Origin of the sequence: Streptomyces sp. CA-210063 (assembly GCF_024612015.1) — a bacterium.
Taxonomy (GTDB): Bacteria; Actinomycetota; Actinomycetes; order Streptomycetales; family Streptomycetaceae; genus Streptomyces.
The window spans coordinates 5476466-5496137 of record NZ_CP102512.1 but is presented as its reverse complement, the minus strand read 5'-3'; the positions used below and the strand labels follow the sequence as shown (position 1 = coordinate 5496137).

13 protein-coding genes and 1 pseudogene are annotated in these 19672 nt (G+C 71.6%); 11 read left to right on the top strand and 3 right to left on the bottom strand.

Translation table 11 applies throughout. The features are described from left to right. Nucleotides 1-80 precede the first annotated feature (80 nt). Complete coding sequence (locus JIX56_RS23885; protein WP_257543390.1) at nucleotides 81-1559, top strand: aminopeptidase P family protein; 1479 nt, start codon at nucleotides 81-83, stop codon at nucleotides 1557-1559. Nucleotides 1560-1704: 145 nt separating this feature from the next. Here the strand turns inward: JIX56_RS23885 and JIX56_RS23880 are convergent, their stop codons facing one another. Then, nucleotides 1705-2523, bottom strand: a complete 819-nt coding sequence (locus JIX56_RS23880; RefSeq protein WP_257543388.1) for a triphosphoribosyl-dephospho-CoA synthase — start codon at nucleotides 2521-2523, stop codon at nucleotides 1705-1707. Between the two features lie 8 nt (nucleotides 2524-2531). Beyond that, a pseudogene (locus JIX56_RS23875) lies at nucleotides 2532-3468 on the bottom strand (intradiol ring-cleavage dioxygenase). Between the two features lie 382 nt (nucleotides 3469-3850). Here JIX56_RS23875 and fxsA point away from each other — a divergent pair. From fxsA to fxsT, 4 genes are all read left to right on the top strand, one after another. Then, nucleotides 3851-4048: an FxSxx-COOH cyclophane-containing RiPP peptide gene (fxsA, locus tag JIX56_RS23870; protein ID WP_257543385.1), complete on the top strand. Its 198-nt coding sequence runs from the start codon at nucleotides 3851-3853 to the stop codon at nucleotides 4046-4048. 27 nt (nucleotides 4049-4075) lie between these two features. Beyond that, on the top strand, nucleotides 4076-6469 hold the full coding sequence (locus tag JIX56_RS23865) for an FxsB family cyclophane-forming radical SAM/SPASM peptide maturase (RefSeq protein ID WP_257543383.1): 2394 nt from the start codon (nucleotides 4076-4078) through the stop codon (nucleotides 6467-6469). 75 nt (nucleotides 6470-6544) lie between these two features. Continuing rightward, the gene (locus JIX56_RS23860; protein WP_257543381.1) at nucleotides 6545-7795 is read left to right on the top strand and encodes a TIR-like protein FxsC; all 1251 of its coding nucleotides are present in this window, start codon (nucleotides 6545-6547) and stop codon (nucleotides 7793-7795) included. Nucleotides 7796-7888: 93 nt separating this feature from the next. Next, nucleotides 7889-11884, top strand: a complete 3996-nt coding sequence (gene fxsT, locus JIX56_RS23855; protein WP_257543379.1) for an FxSxx-COOH system tetratricopeptide repeat protein — start codon at nucleotides 7889-7891, stop codon at nucleotides 11882-11884. A gap of 220 nt (nucleotides 11885-12104) precedes the next feature. Here fxsT and JIX56_RS23850 read toward each other — a convergent pair whose 3' ends face one another. Continuing rightward, nucleotides 12105-12551, bottom strand: a complete 447-nt coding sequence (locus tag JIX56_RS23850) for an ATP-binding protein (protein WP_257543378.1) — start codon at nucleotides 12549-12551, stop codon at nucleotides 12105-12107. A gap of 537 nt (nucleotides 12552-13088) precedes the next feature. On the opposite strand from JIX56_RS23850, the gene JIX56_RS23845 reads away from it, so the two are divergent. The 6 genes from JIX56_RS23845 (at nucleotide 13089) to efeB (ending at nucleotide 19567) form a co-directional block, all read left to right on the top strand. Further along, on the top strand, nucleotides 13089-13913 hold the full coding sequence (locus JIX56_RS23845) for a hypothetical protein (RefSeq protein ID WP_257543376.1): 825 nt from the start codon (nucleotides 13089-13091) through the stop codon (nucleotides 13911-13913). Between the two features lie 145 nt (nucleotides 13914-14058). Continuing rightward, entirely contained in the window at nucleotides 14059-14811 is a 753-nt protein-coding gene (locus JIX56_RS23840) for a YcnI family copper-binding membrane protein (protein ID WP_257543374.1), read from the top strand. A gap of 100 nt (nucleotides 14812-14911) precedes the next feature. Further along, nucleotides 14912-15586, top strand: a complete 675-nt coding sequence (locus JIX56_RS23835; RefSeq protein WP_257543372.1) for an SCO family protein — start codon at nucleotides 14912-14914, stop codon at nucleotides 15584-15586. Then, on the top strand, nucleotides 15583-16080 hold the full coding sequence (locus tag JIX56_RS23830; protein WP_257543371.1) for a copper chaperone PCu(A)C: 498 nt from the start codon (nucleotides 15583-15585) through the stop codon (nucleotides 16078-16080). The genes JIX56_RS23835 and JIX56_RS23830 overlap by 4 nt, the downstream gene beginning before the upstream one ends. Before the next feature lie 14 nt (nucleotides 16081-16094). Next, complete coding sequence (locus tag JIX56_RS23825; protein ID WP_257543370.1) at nucleotides 16095-18113, top strand: copper resistance CopC/CopD family protein; 2019 nt, start codon at nucleotides 16095-16097, stop codon at nucleotides 18111-18113. Nucleotides 18114-18121: 8 nt separating this feature from the next. Continuing rightward, the gene (efeB, locus tag JIX56_RS23820) at nucleotides 18122-19567 is read left to right on the top strand and encodes an iron uptake transporter deferrochelatase/peroxidase subunit (protein WP_257543368.1); all 1446 of its coding nucleotides are present in this window, start codon (nucleotides 18122-18124) and stop codon (nucleotides 19565-19567) included. The last annotated feature ends 105 nt before the right edge of the window (nucleotides 19568-19672 follow it).

Sequence of the window (19672 nt, the reverse complement as noted above, 5' to 3'; positions counted from 1 at the left end):
AGCGGTAAGAGGTGCTTCGGCCCTGGGCCCCCTTCGGTGCGACCGTACGATGGACGAGGTCCAGTGCCGTATCTAGGAGGATGACCGTGGCGGACGAGCTCGTACCGCAGACCCCGGAAACCGAGGCCGGAGCCGAGGCCGAGGAGCCGATCAAGCAGCGGAAGAACGGCCTGTACGCGGGCGTCTCGGACGAGCTGGCCGAGAACATGAAGTCGGGCTGGGCCGACACGGAGCTGCACGGGCTGGAGCCGATCGCCCAAGCCGCCGAGACCGCCGCCCGCCGCGCCGCGCTCTCCGCGCGCTTCCCGGGCGAGCGCCTGGTCGTCCCCTCGGGCAATCTGAAGGTCCGCTCGAACGACACCGACTACCCCTTCCGGGCGTCGGTGGAGTACGCGTACCTCACCGGCAACCAGACCGAGGACGGTGTCCTGGTCCTGGAGCCGGTGGGCGAGGGCCACGAGGCGACGATCTACCTCCTGCCGCGCTCCGACCGCGAGAACGGCGAGTTCTGGCTCTCCGGCCAGGGCGAGCTGTGGGTCGGGCGCCGGCACTCGCTCACCGAGTCGGAGGAGCTGTACGGCATCCCCGCCGCCGACGTGCGCGAACTCGCCGACACGCTGCGCAAGGCCACGGGCCCGGTCCGGGTCGTGCGCGGCCATGACGCCGGCATCGAGGCGGCGCTCACCGACAAGGTCACCGCCGAGCGCGACGAGGAACTGCGGATCTTCCTGTCCGAGGCGCGGCTGGTCAAGGACGCCTTCGAGATCGGCGAGCTGCAGAAGGCGGTCGACTCGACCGTGCGCGGCTTCGAGGACGTCGTCCGCGTGCTGGACAAGGCCGAGGCCACGTCGGAGCGCTACATCGAGGGAACGTTCTTCTTGCGTGCCCGGGTCGAGGGCAACGATGTCGGCTACGGCTCCATCTGCGCCGCCGGCCCGCACGCCACCACGCTGCACTGGGTCCGCAACGACGGCCCGGTCCGCTCCGGCGACCTCCTCCTGCTGGACGCGGGCGTCGAGACGCACACGTACTACACCGCCGACGTCACGCGCACCCTGCCGGTCAACGGCACGTTCAGCGAGATCCAGAAGAAGATCTACGACGCCGTGTACGACGCCCAGGAGGCCGGTATCGCCGCCGTGCAGCCGGGCGGCAAGTACCGCGACTTCCACGAGGCCGCGCAGCGCGTGCTGGCCGAACGGCTGGTCGAGTGGGGGATCGTCGAGGGGCCGGTGGAGCGGGTCCTGGAGCTGGGGCTGCAGCGCCGGTGGACGCTGCACGGCACCGGGCACATGCTCGGCATGGACGTCCACGACTGCGCCGTCGCGCGCGCCGAGTCATATGTCGACGGGACCCTGGAGCCCGGGATGGTCCTCACCGTCGAACCCGGCCTGTACTTCCAGGCGGACGACCTGACCGTGCCCGAGGAGTACCGGGGCATCGGCGTCCGTATCGAGGACGACATCCTGGTGACGGAGACCGGCAACCGGAATCTGTCCGCGGGGTTGCCGCGCCGCTCCGACGAGGTCGAGGCGTGGATGGCGTCGCTGAAGAGCTGACGGCGCCCGTTGTCGTCTGCGGGTGAGTGGGGCTGGTCGCGCAGTTCCCCGCGCCCCTCAGCGGCATGGGTCGCGCCCGGGGTCTTTCAGGGGCGCGGGGAACTGCGCGAGCAACCACGACTCACCCGCACCCGCCCACGAGCCCTCACCGCCCGAGCGCTATCGCGTCCACGAACAGCGCGCCCGCCAGCAGCGACCCGCTCCCACGCGGACTCCATCCCCGCCCCTGAAGGTCCGTGTCGAGGGTGGTCAGGGCCTCATGACCGGCGTCAGTCGTCGTACCCCCCGCATCGATGACGGCCCGCGCACCCGCCTGGACGTGGCGAAGACCGTGGGGCCCGGCGGTGTAGAGCAACTCGGTGTCCTGGAGGGTCGACATGACCGTCAGGAGCGCGTCGAGGCGGGCATACGGCTCCGGCGTCCCCGCCGTGCGGGCCTCGGCCAGCACGTCCAGCGCCCGCCGCACATGGGGAAAGCCCGCCCGGGCCTCGCCCCGGGCCCCGGCCGCCCCGTACTGGGCGGAGACGGACGACCCCCGGGAGGGCCGCCGCGGCGCCCGGCGGTCGGGATGCGCGGCGATCTTCTTCGCGGTGGCGGCCAGTTCGCGCCCCCGGGCGCCGGGCTCCATGGCCGCCGCGGCGACCAGCAGCCCGAGCACCCAGGTGGCACCGCGATGCCCGCCCCCGGCGCGTTGCACGGAGTGTTCGGTGCAGCGCCCGATCGCGCCGAGCTCGGCCCGGAGTTCGGGCGTCGCCGCACCGTTGCGGCGGGCACAGGCCGCCATCGCCGCGAGGCCGGGCACCAGTGCCTTCGCCGACCAGCGCAGGGCACGGTGGTCCTGCCGGGTGACCCGGGCACCGAGGTCGCGCGGGTCGGGCAGTCCGGGCTTGGGCGACAGTTCCAACTGCCAGGTCAGCGCGGTCACCGCGGCCTGCGCCAGCGTCTCGTCCTCGCGGCTGCTCATGGGCGTACCTACGAGGCCGACTCGGAGGCCGTGGCGCCGTCGGTCGGGGCGTCCGTCGGGGGCTCGCCGGAGGGGGGCGTACCGCCCTCGCCGCCACCGCCGCTGCCGGCGCCGGTGTTCTCGGCGTCGGGGTCGATGCCGAGGGTGAGGAAGCCCTTGTAGCCGCGAGCCGGGTCGGCCTTCTTCACGGGCTTGAGGGTGAGCAGGCCGCTGGAGGCGCCGCCACCGTCGTAGACCATGTCGTTGTCGAGGGTGGTGTAGCTGCCGCTGTGCTGGGAGTACGGCTCGAGCGTGAAGATCTCCTGGGCGATCTCGTCGTCGAAGAAGAACTGGCCGGTGTGGTTGACCTTGCCGCCCTCGTACGTGCCGTCCTCCTTCTCGCCGCCCGTGTGCACCTTCACGTGGATGTGGCAGGTGCGCGGGGTGTACCAACCGGGGAAGATGGTCTCGAACTTGACGACCCCGTTCGCGTTCGCGATCTGGTAGCCACGGAGGTAGGTGGCGTCGTCGGCGGTCGAGCCGTCCTCGCTCTCGGCGGGCGCCGAACCGCCGGGGTTCGCGGTGGTGTAGCCCGAGTAGTAGCCCCAGGCGTCGCAGTGCCAGATCTCCACGGCCGCGCCGGGGACCGGGGTGCAGCCGTCGGTGGCGTCCACGACCGTGAGGCGCAGCGTCAGCGGGACACCGCTCTTGCCTTCGGTGATGTCCTTCCGGACCAGGGCGTTCGAGGTAGTACGGCCCCTCGGTGACGCTCGACATCAGCGTCATGCACGCGTCGCTGGTGCTCGTGGCCTCCGCCGTGGCCGTCGCCTCGGTGGTGGTCGTCGCCTCGTCGGCGAACGCGGACCGGTAGCCGGCGACCGCGAGCCCGCCGGCCGCGACCGTCCCTCCGGTCACCGCGAGAGCGCGGCGCCGGGTGATCGTTTTGCTTTTGTGGTTTCCCGTCATGGCAGTGAAGTTAGGGACGCAGTCCGTCAGCGGGTTTGGCCGTGGCTGTGCGGGGACTGAGAGTGCTGAGAACACTGAAGCCGCCCGGAATGTCACCTCTGCCCCCAACCGCCGTACTCCCCGGCAGGCGGTGAGACGGTTCTCACGTTTGCCGACCCGCATGCGGACGAGGCTTGTGGTGCCGTCCGAAGCACTCCTCGGCGTCGGCTATGTTCTGGTCGCGATCAGTGGACGACCGAATATTCGGCACCGTTCGCCCCGTCGACCGCTAACTTCTTCTGCGGTCGGTGCATGAGTGAGCAATTCCTGTCGGCATCTGCTTCATTGAGCCGCAAGACTCCGCAACCCCGTCAGTTTCCACGCACAGATTGATGAGGTCCCCATGAACGCATCCCTCGACCCCACGGCCGCAGAGTCAGGGACTACGGCCGCCGACGGTCCCGAGCGGGTGTCCTTGGTGCGGTTGGCGGCGCAGAGCAGCGGCGCGCTGTCGCCCGCTCTGACCCGCGCCGTATCGAACGGCGTCGAACGGAGGGGTCCGGGAAGGGTCGCGGTGGCGGCTTTCCAGTCCTCCGTCTGACAGCCGCCGAAACGCGACGACACCCGCATGACCGTCATGGGCCGACCGCACCTGCCGTTGCGCCAGTTCGTGCTGAAGATGCACAGTCGCTGCGATCTCGCCTGCGACCACTGCTATGTGTACGAACACGCGGACCAGAGCTGGCGCGGTCGGCCCCCGGTGGTGTCGGACGAGGTCCTGCGCGCCACGGCGGAACGTATCTCCGAGCACGCGAAGACCCATCAACTGGACGCCGTGCACGTCGTGCTGCACGGCGGCGAACCCCTCCTCGCCGGCCGGACCCGGCTGCGCGGGGCCGCCGCCGAACTGACCGCCGCCCTCGACGGCGTGTGCGAGCTGGACCTGCGGATCCACACCAACGCCGTCACCCTCGACGAGCGGTTCCTGGACCTGTTCGCGGAGTTCGGGATCAAGGTGGGCGTCTCGCTGGACGGCGACCGGGCCGCGAACGACCTGCACCGCCGCTACGCCGACGGACGCAGCAGCCACGACCGGGTCCTCAGAGGCATCGCCCTGCTCAACCAGCCCCGCTACCGGCACCTCTTCGCGGGCATCCTGTGCACCATCGACCTGCGCAACGACCCCGTCGCCGTTTATGACGCGCTCGCCGAACTCGCCCCGCCGCGCGTCGACTTCCTCCTCCCGCACGCCACCTGGGACGAGCCGCCGCCGCGCCCGGCCGAGGACACCGACGGCACGGCGTACGCGCGCTGGCTGCTGGCCGTCCACGACCGCTGGACCGCGACCGGCCGCACCATGGACGTCCGTGTCTTCGACTCCGTCCTGCGGACCCTGCGCGGCGACAGCAGCCTGACCGAGTCCCTGGGGCTGGCCCCGGCCGACCTCGCCGTGATCGAGACCGACGGGACCTTCGAACAGGCCGACTCCCTGAAGACCGCGCACGACGGCGCCCCCGCCACCGGCCTGGACGTGTTCGCCCACTCCCTGGACGAGGTGGCCGCGCATCCGGGCATCGTGGCCCGGCAGCAGGGCCTCGACGGGCTGGCCGAGCAGTGCCGCGCCTGTCCGGTCGTGCGCTCCTGCGGCGGCGGCCTCTACGCCCACCGGTACCGGTCCGACGGCAGCGGATTCCGCAACCCTTCCGTGTACTGCTCCGATCTGCTGTCCCTCATCACCGACCTCCGGGACCGTCATATGACCGACCAGTCCGTCCGGCCGGCGCTCGCCGAGCACCACCTCGCCGAACTCGCCACCGGTCGTGGCACGGCCGCCACCGTGGATCTGCTGGCCCGCCACCAACTCTCCCTGGTCCGCGAGTTGCTGGGGCATGTGTGGCACGAGACGACGCACACCCCGCAGGGCGAGGACGCCTGGCGGACGCTGACCGTCCTCGACGGCGAGGCACCCGAGTCGGTGGACCGGGTCCTGGCCCACCCCTATGTACGGACCTGGGCCCTGCGCTGCCTCGGCGGCGACGCGGAGGCGGCCGCGACGGCCGTACACGGGATCGCGGAGATCACCGCGGCCGCCGCGCTGCGCGCCGGGCGCGCGGAAACGGTCGTCGTCCCGGTCCGCGACGGCCTGCTGCGTCTGCCCACGCTCGGGACGCTGACGCTGGAGGCGGGCATCGAACAGGCCGAGGTCCGCACGGACGCCGACGGCTGCACGGTCCACGCGGGCGGCCGGACGTACACGGTGGGCCGGACGGGCGCCAAGGACCCCGCCTGGCAGGGGACTCGGCGGTTCGACCTGGACGGCTGGTCCGTCGCCCTGGAGGACACCGACCCCTGGCGGGACTGCCACGGCCACCCGGCACACCCCCGGCTCACCGAGGGCGAGGCCGAGGCGTGGCGGGCCGGCCTGACGGCGGCCTGGGCCTGGATCCGCCGCGAACTGCCCGAGTACGCCCCGGGAATCGCCGCCGGGCTCCGCGTGATCACCCCGCTGCTGCCCTCGCCCGAGAACGCCGACCTCAGCTCGGCGGCCCGCGACGCCTTCGGCGCGGTGGCCATCGCCCGCCCGGGCACACCGGAGACGCTGGCGCTGCTGCTCGTCCATGAGTTCCAGCATGTGAAGCTGGGCGCCGTACTGGATCTGGTGGACCTCCACGATCCGGCCTGCGAGACGCTGTTCTACGCGCCCTGGCGGGCCGACCCGCGCCCTCTGGAGGGGCTGTTGCAGGGGACGTACGCGCATCTGGCGGTGGTCGACTTCTGGCGGGCACGATGGCGGGGCGGGGGCGGCCGTGACGCGGAGGTGCGGTTCTCACGGTGGCGGGACCAGACGGCTCAGGCGGTGGAGACACTGGCGACATCGAAGGCGCTGACGGAGGACGGGGAGCGGTTCGTCGCCGGGCTCCGGGAGGCGCTGGCCGGGGACGCGGTGAGCGTGGACGCACTGCGGGCGGCCCGACGGGCGGCGGAGGAGCACCGGCGGACTGTTCGGCCGCCGGGACATTGAGCCGGTTCGGCATATTCCACGGGCCGCCGCGCTCTTCCTACACTGAGGAAAGTCACCGGGCATCGGGGGGCACGGGTGCGAGGAGATGCGGCCAGGGGCGGCGGAAGCCCTTATTTCTTCCTCAGTTATGCGCACACGCCGCGAAATGACGCCGGTGACCTCGATCCGGACGTCTGGGTGAAAAAGCTGTACGACGGGCTGTGCGCCCACATCATGCAGATGACCGATCTGCCGCGGGGCGCGAAGGCCGGCTTCCTGGACCAGGGCATGGCGGTCGGCACCCGCTGGACGGACGAGCTGTCGGAGAACCTCGCGCGCTGCAAGGTGTTCGTGCCGCTGTACTCGCCGCGCTACTTCCGCAGCGAGCAGTGCGGCCGGGAGTGGTGGGCCTTCACCCAGCGGCAGATCAGCCACCGGGCGCGCGGCGGTGAGGCCCGGGGGCACGCGATCATCCCCGCGTTATGGGTGCCCGTGGAACTCGCCCAGCTGCCGCACGCGGCCAGGGACCTCCAGTTCAACCACGTGTCCTTCGGCCAGGACTACGCGGAGGAGGGCTTCTACGGGCTGACCAAACTCCGCTACCTCCGCGACGAGTACGAGCGGGCCCTGTACCGGCTGGCCAAGCAGATCGTGCAGGTGGCCAAGACGACCGAGCTGGACGAGGGGCAGGTGTACGACGAGTACGAGTCGCTGCCCAGCGCGTTCGGGGCCCTGGGCCATCCCCCGGAGTTCGACATCTCGGTCCTGGCCTGCACCCGCGCCGATCTGCCGCCGGGCCGCGCGCCCGACTGCTACGGTCCACTGCCGCGCGACTGGAACCCGTACCACCCGGCGTCGGCCCGGCCGCTCGGCGAACACGCGGCCGACCTGGTGCGCACCATGGACTACAAGGTGAACATCGGGGACTTCGAGAAGGACGCCGACCGTCTGCTCGGCCCGGGACCGCCCCGGGCGCCCGGACTGCTGCTGCTCGACCGGTGGGCACTGGGCTCCGCCCGGGGCCGGGAGCTGATGGAACGGCTGTGCGAGGAACAGCGGCCGTGGATCAGCGTGATGATCCCCAGGTGCGACGACGACGCCGGGTCGGCGCGGGACAAGAGACTGACCGCGCTCACGGAGAAGGCCCTGGCCACGCGGACGACGGAGGGCAGCGGGCACCGGACCCTCAACGGCGGCATCCGCACCCTGGACGCCTTCGGGAACGAACTGCAGACGGCCGTGAAGCAGGCCGTCGCCTCCTACGAGGCACACGCGCGGACCTTTCCGCCGTTGGGACCCCGCACCGGACCTCCACGGCTGAGGGGCCCGGCGGATCTGAGCGGCTAGGCCCGGTGTCACCGGGACGTACGGGCGTACGGGCGCAGGTGGGGAACGGGCGTACGGCAAGGGCAGGTCGGACGGGCGGAGGACGGCAGGCGCATGACGGAGAACCGCAACGGCACGGTGATCACGTTCTACTCGTACAAGGGCGGCACCGGGCGGACCATGACGCTCGCCAACGTGGCATGGATCCTGGCCGCGAACGGACACCGCGTCCTGGTCGTCGACTGGGACCTGGAGGCGCCGGGCCTGCACAAGTTCTTCCACCCGTTCCTGAACCCCGCCATGCTCCGGGCCACACCCGGGCTGATCAACATCATCGACGACTACCGGCGGCAGGCCCTGCTCGACCTGCCCGACCGCGCCCCCGACTGGCACCGCAGGCACGCCCGGGTCCGGCCCCACGCGCTCACCCTCGACTGGGCGTTCCCCGAGGGCGGCAGCCTGGACTTCCTGTCCGCCGGGCGGCGCCACGACGACTACCCGCTGGTCGGCAACCTGGACTGGGAGCTCTTCTACGCCAGTTACGGCGGCGGCCAGTTCTTCGACGCGATGCGCTCCGACATGCGACGCCACTACGACTACACCCTGATCGACAGCCGCACCGGCCTCAGCGACCTCGCGGACATCTGCACCGTGCAGATGCCCAACACGCTGGTCGTCTGCTACACCCTCAGCGGCCAGAGCATCGAGGGCGCCGCCGCCGTCGCCCAGGACATCCGGGAGCGGTTCGGCCACAAGGGCATTCGCATCCTGCCGCTGGCCATGCGCATCGACCTCGGCGAGAAGGACAAGCTCGACGCGGGGCGCGCGCTGGCCCGGGAGCGCTTCGCCGGGCTGCCGGCCGGCCTGGACGGCGAGCGGCTCACCGACTACTGGTCGTCGATGGAGATCCTCTACCAGCCGTACTACGCCTACGAGGAGATCCTGGCGGCCTTCGGCGACCCGCCGAAGACGGCCAACTCGATGCTGAGCGCCTGCGAACGGGTCACCTCCGTCGTCACCGAGGGCCGGGTCACCGGGCTGCCCCTGATCGGCGAGGAGAAGCGGGCCCGGTACAAGGCCGCCTACACCCGGCGGCGGCCGCTGCCGGTCTCCCGGCTGGTCCTGTACTACGTCTCCGAGGACCGGATGTGGGTGGACTGGCTGGAGTCGGTGCTGCGGGACGCCGGGTTCGAGGTGGCGCCCATGGACGTCCGGGCGCTGCCTCAGGACGCCGACGCGCTGCCTCGGGACGACGACCGGGACGGGGCCGACGGCGAGGACACGTCCGACGGCTCGGAACGGCTGCTCGCCGTGGTCTCCCACGCCTTCCTCAACTCCCGCCGTGCGCGCCGGGCCTGGGACGACGCCGTACGCGTCCGGGGGCGGGGGCCGCGGAACCGGCCGGTGGCGGTGCGCGTCGACGACGTCCGGCTCAGCCTGCCGCAGTCCGGCCGGGGCGCGCTCGACCTCAGCCGGCTGGACGAGGAGCGGGCGTACACCACGCTGCTCACCGGCCTCGACCACCCGGACGTCCTGCCCGCACCGCCCGGCGGCGCCGCGCGCTTCCCCAACACCGGGACGCGGATCTCCAACGTCCAGCCCCGCTACCCGTGGTTCACCGGCCGCTCCCCGATCCTGGACCGGCTGCGCGAGCGCCTGGTCAGCGACCGCTCCGGGCAGCGGCTGCCGCAGGTGCTGCACGGCCTGGGCGGGGTGGGCAAGTCCCAGCTGGCCCGCGAGTACGCCCATCGGTTCAAGGCGGACTACGACCTGGTGTGGTGGATCGACGCCGAACAGCCGGACCTGGTCCCGCCGAAGGTGGCAGCGCTCGCCCGGGAACTGGGCCTGCCCGTCGGCGACGACGTCTCCGAGGCGGCCGAGGCGGCCATGACCGCCCTCCGGCAGGGGAATCCGTGCGCGCGCTGGCTGCTGATCTTCGACAACGTCCCGGACCTGGACCGGGCGCCGCACCTGTTCCCGGATCAGACCGGGGCCCCGCAGGACCACGTCTACGGCCACATCCTGGTCACCACCCGCGCCCGGCCCGGCTCGACCCTGGTCCAGTCGCTGGAGATGGAGGTCTTCACCCGCGAGGAGAGCGTGGAGCATCTGTGCCGCCGGGTGCCCGGGCTGCGCGAGGCCGACGCGGACCGGGTCGCCGACGCGCTGGGCGACCTGCCGCTCGCCGTGGAGGTCGCGGCGGCCTGGCTGGAGGCGACGGCCACCCCGGTGCACGAGTACATCGAGCAGCTGCGGGAGCAGTCCACCCGGGTGCTGTCCGTGCAGGAGGCCGTGGACGCCGTCGAGTACCCGTCCTCCGTCGGCGTCACCTGGAACATCTCCATCACCCGGCTGCGCGAGGAGTCCCCGGCGGCGGCCCGGCTGCTCGAACTGTGCGCCTTCTTCTCGGCCGAGCCCATCTCGATGTCCCTGATCAGCAGCGACGCGATGATCGACGCCCTGCTCCCGTACGACCGGGACCTGCGCGCCCGCTACATGCTCGGCCGCGTCACCCAGGCCCTGAACCGCTTCGCCCTCGCCAAGGTCGACTCGGCCGACAACTCGATCCAGGTGCACCGCCTGGTCCAGGCGGCGGTACGGGACAGCCTGGACGACCAGCGGTACATGCAGACCATGCACGAGGTGCACCGCATTCTCGCCGCCGCCCGGCCGCGCGAGGGTGCCGTGGACGATCCCGCACAGTGGCTCGGGTTCGAGGTGATCTGGCCGCATCTGACGCCCTCGAAGATCCGCGAGTGCGCGGAGGAGGGGCCGCGCCAGCTGATGGTCGACCGCGTCCGCTACCTGGGCAGGCGTGGCGAACTGCACGCCGCGCGGACCCTGGCCACCCAACTCGACGAAAAATGGACCGAGTTCGCGGAGGCGGACGACGAGCAGATTCTCAACCTCCGCTTCCAGTTGGCCAACGTGCTGCGCGCCCAGGGTGAGTACCAGGCCGCGAGGGCCATGGACGAAAGCACCCTGGACGGCCGACGACGGCTCTTCGGAGAGGGGCACCCGAGCATCCTCATCGCCTCGGGCAGCCTCGCCGCCGACTACAGGGCGCTGGGCCGCTACAAGGAGGCCCTGGAACTGGACCTGCGGATCCATCTTGGCTTCAAGGAGATCTTCGGCGAGGACCACGGGCGCACGCTGTCCGCCGCCAACAACCTGGCCATCGACTTCCGGCTGGGCGGCGACAGCGAGACCGCCCGCCGCCTCACCGAGGACACGGTCCGCCGCCGTACCGCCCTGCTGGGCCCGACGCATCCCTACACCCTCGCCACCAAGGGTCACCACGCACGCGACCTGCGCGACCTCGGCGACTACCGGACCTCCGCCGAGCTGCTGCGCGAGGTGCGTGAAGGGTTCGAGCAGGTGTTCAACCCGGGTGTGCCGGAGGTGCTGCAGGCCGACAAGAGCCTCGCCGTCTCGCTGCGCAAGGCGGGCCGTATCGCCGAGGCACTGCGGATCACGGAGGAGACCTGGAAGACGTACGCCCGCTATCACGACCGCTACGGCAGCACCATCCCCGAGGTCCTGGCCTGCGGGCTCAACCTCGCCGCGGACTACTTCGTCACGGACCCCGAGGACGGTCCCGCGCGGGCGGTACGGCAGGTCGAAGAGGTGCTGGACGGGTATCGGGACTCGTTCGGCGCCGAGCATCCGTTCACCATGTACTGCTTCAACAACCTCGCCATGTACCACCGGGTCCTGGGGAACGCGGAGAAGGCGCAGGAGCTGAGCCGCCACGCCCACGACGGCCTGGCGGCGACCCTCGGCGACGACCATCCGGCCGTCCTGTCCGCCGCCCTCAACCTGGCCAACGCCTACGGGGACCTGGGCCTGCACGAGCGCGCCGAGCACGGGGAACGCCAGGCCGTGGAGGGGCTCCGCGAGCGTTTCGGCCCCGACCACCCCGATGTGCTGGTCGGCACGGCCAACCTCGCGATCACCCTCCGGGACACCGGCCGCACGGAGGAGGCTGACCGGCTCCACAAGAAGATGGTGACCCGGCTCTCCCAACTCCTGGGCACCACCCACCAGGTCACAGCGCTGGTCCGCTCCTGGCAGCGGGTGGGGCGGGACTTGGAGCCGCATCAGATCTGAGGGGCGTGGAGGGGGCGGCGGGGTGGGGTGGGTGCCGGGGGGGTGTGTGGGGCGGGTGCGGTCGCGTGCCGGGGCGGAGAAGGGGCCGTCGCGCGCCGCGGGGTGTGGGGCCGGGTGCGGGCGTGTGCCGGGGTGGGGCGGGGCCGTCGCCGCGCCGGGGCGGGCGGAGGGGCGTGGCCAGAGAGAGCGCGGGCACGGCCGTCGTGCCGGAGCGGGCGGGCTACACCGCCACCAACGGCGCGCCCTCGCGCCACTTGAGGATCTTGTCGAAGCTGACCACCGCGCCGCCGCGGCCCGGCTTGTTGCCGATGTGGACGTGGTCGGCGAGTTCACGGATGAGGCCGAGGCCCCGGCCGTTCTCGTCGTCGGTGTGGGCCGGGCGGACCGGGTGGCGGTGGGGGAACCCGGGTCCGGAGTCGGCGACCTCGATACGGCATTTCTCGCCGTCGAGGTAGGCGGTGACCCGGTACGCCTCGGACGTACCGCCCGCAGCGACCGCGCCCCCGTGCTCGACGGCGTTGGCACAGGCCTCGCTGAGGGCGACGGAGAGGTCGTAGGAGACGTCCGGGTCGACGCCCGCCGTCTCCATCGTGCCCATCAGCAGCCGCCGGGCGAGCGGCACGCTCGCAGCCTCACGCCGCAAATGGAGTGACCACCAGATGCTCATGCTCCAGCCTCCTGGCCGCGGCTCGACATACCGTTACGTATTGCCGCCAACGCCCCCGCGCAATCGCCCGGAACCCGTCTCTCCGCCCATACGGCGGATGCGCCCACCTCACAATCGGTGTATGCGGACCGAACCCTTCCGAATCACCCGTCACTTTCGACCCTCCGACCCACCTTCAGGGACGCGGCGACGGCACGTCCTGACGAGACACGGACGACGCGGGTTTTTGGGGCGCGGGGAATTGTGCGTCCTGTGGGGACGCGGGGAAGGCGCGTCCTTGGGGGCGCAGGGAAGGCGCGTCCTTGGGGGCGCAGGGAAGGCGCGTCCTTGGGGGCGCAGGGAACTCCGCGCACTTAGGACCGCCGGGACCCACGCTCTTGGTGCGCAGGGAACTGCGCGACAAGCCACACCCACCGCACACCCCACCCCCTACCGCGCACAAACCCCCACACCTGAACACCGGCTCAGTTCCCCCCGTACCTCCCGTCATGACCCGGCAACCCCAGCGGAGCACCCCGATGCGATGATGAGCCCGCCATGACTGCCCCCCACCCCCACCGGCAAGGCACCCCGCGCCGATCACGCGCCGGAGGTGATCTCCGGCTTCTGCGGGCCGCGGTGTTCGCCGCGGTCTGCGTCGTGCTGGCCGGAGCCGGGCACGCGCTCGCCTCGTGCGCGACGATCCCGCTGTGGAGCCTGGGCGTCGGATTCGCCGGCGTCTTCGCCGTCGCGGCCGCGCTGGCCGGACGGGAACGCTCGCTGGCGGGGATCGCGGGAATGCTGGCGGTGGGCCAGACCGTGCTGCACACCTTGTTCGGGCTGGGCCAGCACGGCACGGGGACGGCGGCCGCGTCAAGGACCGCCGAGACCCTGGACGCGCAGCTCGTCGAGCGCGCCGCCCGGTTCGTGTGCGGCACGACCGCGGCGGCCCTGAGCCCTACCGAGGCCCGGCGGATCCTCATCGACGCCGGGGTCGGCGGCACGCACGCCGTGCACGACCCGGCGGACGCCATGACGACCGCGGCGGGCTCCTCCGCCGCCGTCCTGCCGTCGCTGCCCATGCTGCTCGGCCATGTGCTCGCGGCCGTCGCCGCCGGATGGGTGCTCCGCCACGGCGACCTGGCGCTGCTCCGCCTCGTCCGGCTGTCGGCCCAGGAACCGCTCGTACGGTCCCTGCGCGGGGCACTCGCGCTGGCGCGGGCCCTGCGATCCGGGCTCCCGGGTGCGCCGGAAGCCCTGTCGCGCGCCCCACGCGCCGCCACGTACGCGGCACCGGCGGCCCTGCGGACGACCGCCCTCCAGCACACGGTCGTCCGGCGCGGCCCGCCGACCGCCGCGCCCACCTTCGCCCTCGCCGCCTGACACGACGCGCACTCACTCCACACAGCACCTGGGGGGACGCCGTCGTACGGCGTCGGCACGCGCGCACCGGTTCCGCTCCCGGCTCTCGGCGCGCGCCGCTCCTCTCCCTCGCTTCTCCCTCATTCACTGTGGAGTGTCACCAGTCATGAAGACTTCTCGTATCGCCGCCGTCGGCGCCCTCGCCGGTTCGGCCGTCCTCATCCTGTCCGGCCCCGCGTTCGCACACGTCAGCGTCGCGGCGGAGGGCACGGCGGCCAAGGGCGGCTACGCGACCGTCAACTTCAAGGTCCCCAACGAGCGCGACAACGCCACGACCACCAAGCTGGAAGTGAACTTCCCGACCGACCACCCGCTCGCCTCGGCCCAGCCGGAGGCCATTCCCGGCTGGAAGATCGAGGTCACCAGCGCCAAGCTCGACAAGCCGGTCGAACTGCACGGCGAGCAGATCGACGAGGCCGTCTCCAAGATCACCTGGACCGCCACCGGCGACGGCATCGGGAAGGGCTTCTTCCAGAAGTTCCCGGTCTCCATCGGCCAGCTCCCCGAGGACACCGACGAACTGGTCTTCAAGGCCGTCCAGACGTACTCCAACAAGGACGTCGCCCGCTGGATCGAGGTCCCGCAGGAGGGCCAGGAGGAGCCCGAGAACCCGGCGCCGGTGCTCGCGCTGTCCGCCGCGACCGAGGACCACCACGGCTCGGCCGGCTCTTCCGACTCCTCCACCGCCTCGGACACGTCGGAGGACGCCGCGGACGCCGAGGCCGCGTCGAACGAGACCGCCGCGCCCGCCGACACCAGCGACACCACCGCCCGTGTGCTCGGCATCGTCGGCATCGTCGTCGGCGCCGCGGGTGTGGCGTACGGCGTCCTGGCCGGCCGTCGGCGCACGAACGCCTGAGGCTCGGGCCCTCCGGCCTTCTTCCTCCTTCCCTCGGCGCGCACGCGGACGTCGTACGCCCCCGTGCGCGCCGGGGCTCGAACATCTGGGACATTTTTCTATGCGCACGAACACGAAGAAGAAGACGTTCGCGGCCGGCGCCCTGCTCGTCGCGGCCGTCCTCACCCTCTCCGGCTGCGGCACGGGCGACGACTCCACGACGTCGGTCGCCGAGGTCTCCGACACCGGCCCGCGCAAGGCGGCCACGGTCCTCGACCAGCCGTTCACCAAGCCGGACCTGGTCCTCACCGACACCAACGGCACGTCGTACGACCTCCGCAAGGAGACCGAGGGCAAGCCGACGCTGATCTACTTCGGCTACACCAACTGCCCCGACATCTGCCCGCTGACCATGAACAACCTCGCGGTCGCGAAGAAGGAGGTGTCGAAGAAGCTGTCGAAGTCGGAGCTGGCGAACCTCCGGCTCGTCTTCGTCACCACCGACCCCGAACGGGACACCCCGGCGGAGCTCGGCAAGTGGCTCAAGGGCATCGACTCCGAGATCGTCGGCCTGACCGGCGACTTCGACGAGATCCAGGCCGGCGCCCGCACCCTCGGCATCTCCATCAACCCGCCGACCAAGGACAAGAACGGCAAGACCGTCTCCGAGCACGGCACCCAGGTCATCGCGTTCTCGCCGAAGACCGACGGGGGCTATGTGCTGTACGGCGAGGACGCGACCGTGCAGGACTACGAGAAGGACCTGCCGAAGCTGCTCAAGGGCGAGAACCCGTGAGGCGTCGGCTCGCCGGACGTGGGGTGGCCGCCACCGGCCTGGTCGCCGCCGCCGCGCTCGTCCTGACCGGCTGCGGTTCCTCCGACTCCTCCGGTTCCGCTGATTCCTCCGGTTCGTCCGCCGCGAAACTGTCCGTGAAGGCCGCCTACATGCCGCAGCCCGTCACGGACTCCATGGCCGCCGGCTATCTCGTCATCGAGAACGACGGCGGTACGGCGGACGAGCTCACCTCCGTCACCAGCGACATCGCCCAGGACGTCACCGTCCACGAGACGACCGGGCAGTCGATGCAGGAGGTCGCGGGCCTGAAGGTCCCCGCCGACGGCGAACTCGTGCTCAAGAGCGGCGGAAACCACCTGATGTTCGAGAACCTGAAGCGCAAGCCGAAGGAAGGCGAGACGGTGTCTCTGCGGTTGAACTTCACCAAGTCCAAGGCCATCACGGTCGAGATGCCCGTGAAGTCGGCGACGTACCAGCCGACCAGCGGCCACTGAGGGAGGTAGCACCGTTGAGCCGGTTGAGGCCGTTGCTGTTGCTGTTGTTCGCCACCCTCGGAGCGCTGCTCGCCGGTGCCGTGCCCGTCTCCGCGCACGCCGCGCTGACCGGCAGCGACCCACAGCAGGGTTCGGTGGTCCAGGAGGCGCCGGGGCAGGTGTCGCTCACGTTCTCCGAGAAAGTCGCGATGTCCGACGGCTCGGTGCGGGTGTACGACCCCAAGGGCAAGCAGGCCGACACCGGCGACGTCACCGACCTGGGCGGCAACAGCTACGGCGTCGAGCTGCACTCGGGGCTGCCCGACGGCACGTTCACCGTCACGTACCAGGTCGTCTCGGCGGACAGCCACCCCGTCTCCGGCGCCTTCACCTTCTCCGTGGGGGCGCCCTCCAAGACGACGGTCGCCGTACCCGAACAGGCGGTCGGCGGCGGGGTCGTCGGCGGCCTCTACGGGTTCGCGCGCTACCTCTCGTACGCCGGTTTCATCCTGCTGGTCGGCGGCGCCGCCTTCGTGCTGGCCTGCTGGCAGCGGGGTGCCGGGGTACGGCCCGTGCAGCGGCTCGTGGTCTCCGGCTGGCTCGCGCTGACCACCGCCACCCTCGCGATGCTGCTCCTGCGCGGCTCCTACACCGGCTCCGGCAAGCTCGGCGACATCTTCGACCTGGATCTCCTCGGCCAGGTCCTCCAGACGAAGACGGGCGCGGCCCTGGTCTCCCGGCTCCTGCTGCTCGCCGCGGCCGCGCTGTTCATCGCGGTGCTCTTCGGGGCGTACGCGCGGCGGGACGAGGAGGTCGAGGCCCTCGACGGGGAGACCGCCGAGGGTGCCGGTGGCGCCGCGGAGGCGCCTCGGGGTCGTACGCCCGCGGCCGATGACACCTCTGGGAAGGGCGCCTCCAAGAAGGACACCTCCGAGGACACCGCAGAGGACTCCGAGGACGACGACTCCCACCATCGGGACCTCACCTTCGGGCTCGCCATCGGCGGGGGCGTGGTCTCCGCCGGTCTCGCCGCGAGCTGGGCGATGGCCGAGCACGCCTCGACCGGCATCCAGACGGGCATCTCGATGCCCCTGGACGTCCTGCATCTGCTGGCCGTCGCCACCTGGCTGGGCGGCCTGGCGACCCTGTTCGTGGCCCTGTTCCGAGCGCCCGTCGACGCGCAGATCGAGACGGCGGCCGTACGACGGTTCTCGCGGGTCGCGTTCGGCAGCGTGCTCGTCCTGACCGCGACCGGTATCTACCAGTCGTGGCGCCAGGTCGGCACCTGGTCGGCGCTGACCGGCACGTCGTACGGGCAGCTGCTCCTCGTGAAGATCGGCCTGGTCGCCGTACTCGTCGGGATCGCGTGGATCTCCCGCCGGTGGACCGCCCAGTTGGCGGAGGCGCCGGCCGTGGTGGAAGCGGAAGCCGTACCGGAGAAGGAGCCGGCGGCCGCGCATGTCGCCGCCGGCGGTTCCGAGCGGGCCGTCCAGCTCGCCCGGCAGCAGGCGGCGATGGCGAGCGCGCGTGAGAAGCGGATACGGAACGCCGACCCGGGCCGTACGGGTCTGCGTCGGTCCGTGCTGGCGGAGGCGGGCGTCGCCGTAGTACTCCTGGCCGTCACAACGGTCCTGACGGCCACCGAGCCGGGGCGCACGGTGGAGGAGGCCAAGGCGGCCAACGCGGCCGTGACGCAGGAGGCCGAGCAGGCCGGGGCGCTGGCGCTGGACATGTCGTTCGACACGGGCGGCAAGAACGGCCAGGGCGTGGCCCGGCTGGAGATCGACCCCGCGCGCGTGGGCGCCAACGAGATGCACGTCTACGTCCAGAGCCCCGACGGCAAGCCCTTCGACGTCCCCGAGGTGAAGGTCGCCTTCACCCTGGAGGAGAAGAAGATCGGCCCCCTGCCCGTCGTCCCCGACCGCATCACCGCGGGCCACTGGACGGCGGACGGCGTACAGATCCCCATGGCGGGCGACTGGAAGATCGAGATCACCGTACGGACATCTGACATCGACCAGGTGACCGTCAGCAAGAACGCGAAGATCGGCTGAAACACACCATGGCTGACCAGTCCACGACGGTCCCTTCCGAGGGGAACGACACCACCGGAAACAGCACTGTCGAGCCAGGCTCCACCTCCCCAGGGGCGCGGGGAGCTGCGCGAGCAACCACGAACGACCCGCAGTCGCCGTCCGGCCACGCGGAACTACGGCGAGAGAGCGACATCCCGCCCGGGATCCCCGCGAACGGAACGATCACCCGGCGCCGCCTGCTCGGCACCGCCGGCGCGACCGGCCTCGCACTGGGCGCGGCAGGCGGCGCCGCCGGATACGCGGCAGCCTCCTCCTCCGCTTCCTCCTCCGAGAAGGCGACCCCCCTGTCCTCCCTCGGCGCGGGGGAGGTGATGTTTCACGTGAAACATCAGCCGGGGATCACCACGCCCCTCCAGGCCCGTGGCCACCTCGTCGCGTTCGATCTGGCCGCCGGGGCGGGGCGCAAGGAGGCGGCCGCCCTGCTGCGCCGCTGGTCGGACACGGCCCGGCGACTGATGGCGGGCGAGGCCGCGGCCCAGGACGACACGGGCATCGCCCGTGACGCGGGACCGTCGTCGTTGACGGTCACCTTCGGCTTCGGGCACAGCTTCTTCGCCCGCACCGGTCTGGAGAAACAGCGCCCGGACGCCCTGGACCCGCTGCCCGACTTCTCCTCGGACCATCTCGACAAGACACGCAGCAACGGCGACCTGTGGGTGCAGATCGGCGCCGACGACGCGCTCGTCGCCTTCCACGCCCTGCGCGCGATCCAGAAGGACGCGGGCAGTGCGGCCCGGGTGCGCTGGCAGATGAACGGCTTCAACCGTTCGCCGGGCGCCACGGCCCACCCCATGACGGCACGCAACCTGATGGGCCAGATCGACGGCACCCGCAACCCGAAGCCGACCGAGTCCGACTTCGACGAGCGGATCTTCGTGCCGGCGTCCGCCTCACCGGACACCTCCGGCGACCCGGCGTGGATGGCGAACGGCTCCTACGCCGTCGTACGCCGCATCCGCATGCTCCTCGACGACTGGGAGCAGCTCTCGCTCAAGCAGCAGGAGGACGTCATCGGGCGCCGTAAGTCCGACGGGGCGCCGCTGAGCGGGGGCACGAAGGCGACGGAGACGACCGCGATGGACCTGGAGAAGACCGACTCCCAGGGCAACCTCCTCGTCCCGATCAACGCGCACGCCCGCATCACCCGCCCCGACCAGAACGGCGGCGCGGCCATGCTCCGCCGCCCCTTCTCCTTCCACGACGGAATCGACGCGGACGGCACCCCCGACGCGGGTCTCCTCTTCGTCTGCTGGCAGGCCGACCCCCTCCGCGGCTTCGTCACCGTCCAACGCAAACTCGACCGCGGCGACGCCCTGTCGAAGTTCATCCGCCACGAGTCGAGCGGCCTCTTCGCGGTACCTGGGGGCGCGGCTGAGGGGGAGTACGTGGGGCAGAGGCTGCTGGAGAGCTAGTGCCGCGTCAGCCAAGGTTTGCCCGTCAAGGAGCGGCGTCCGGTGCGTGCTCTCGGCGTGCCGGCCGGAAGTCCTCGTCGATGGACCGGACGTACTTGGGCTTTC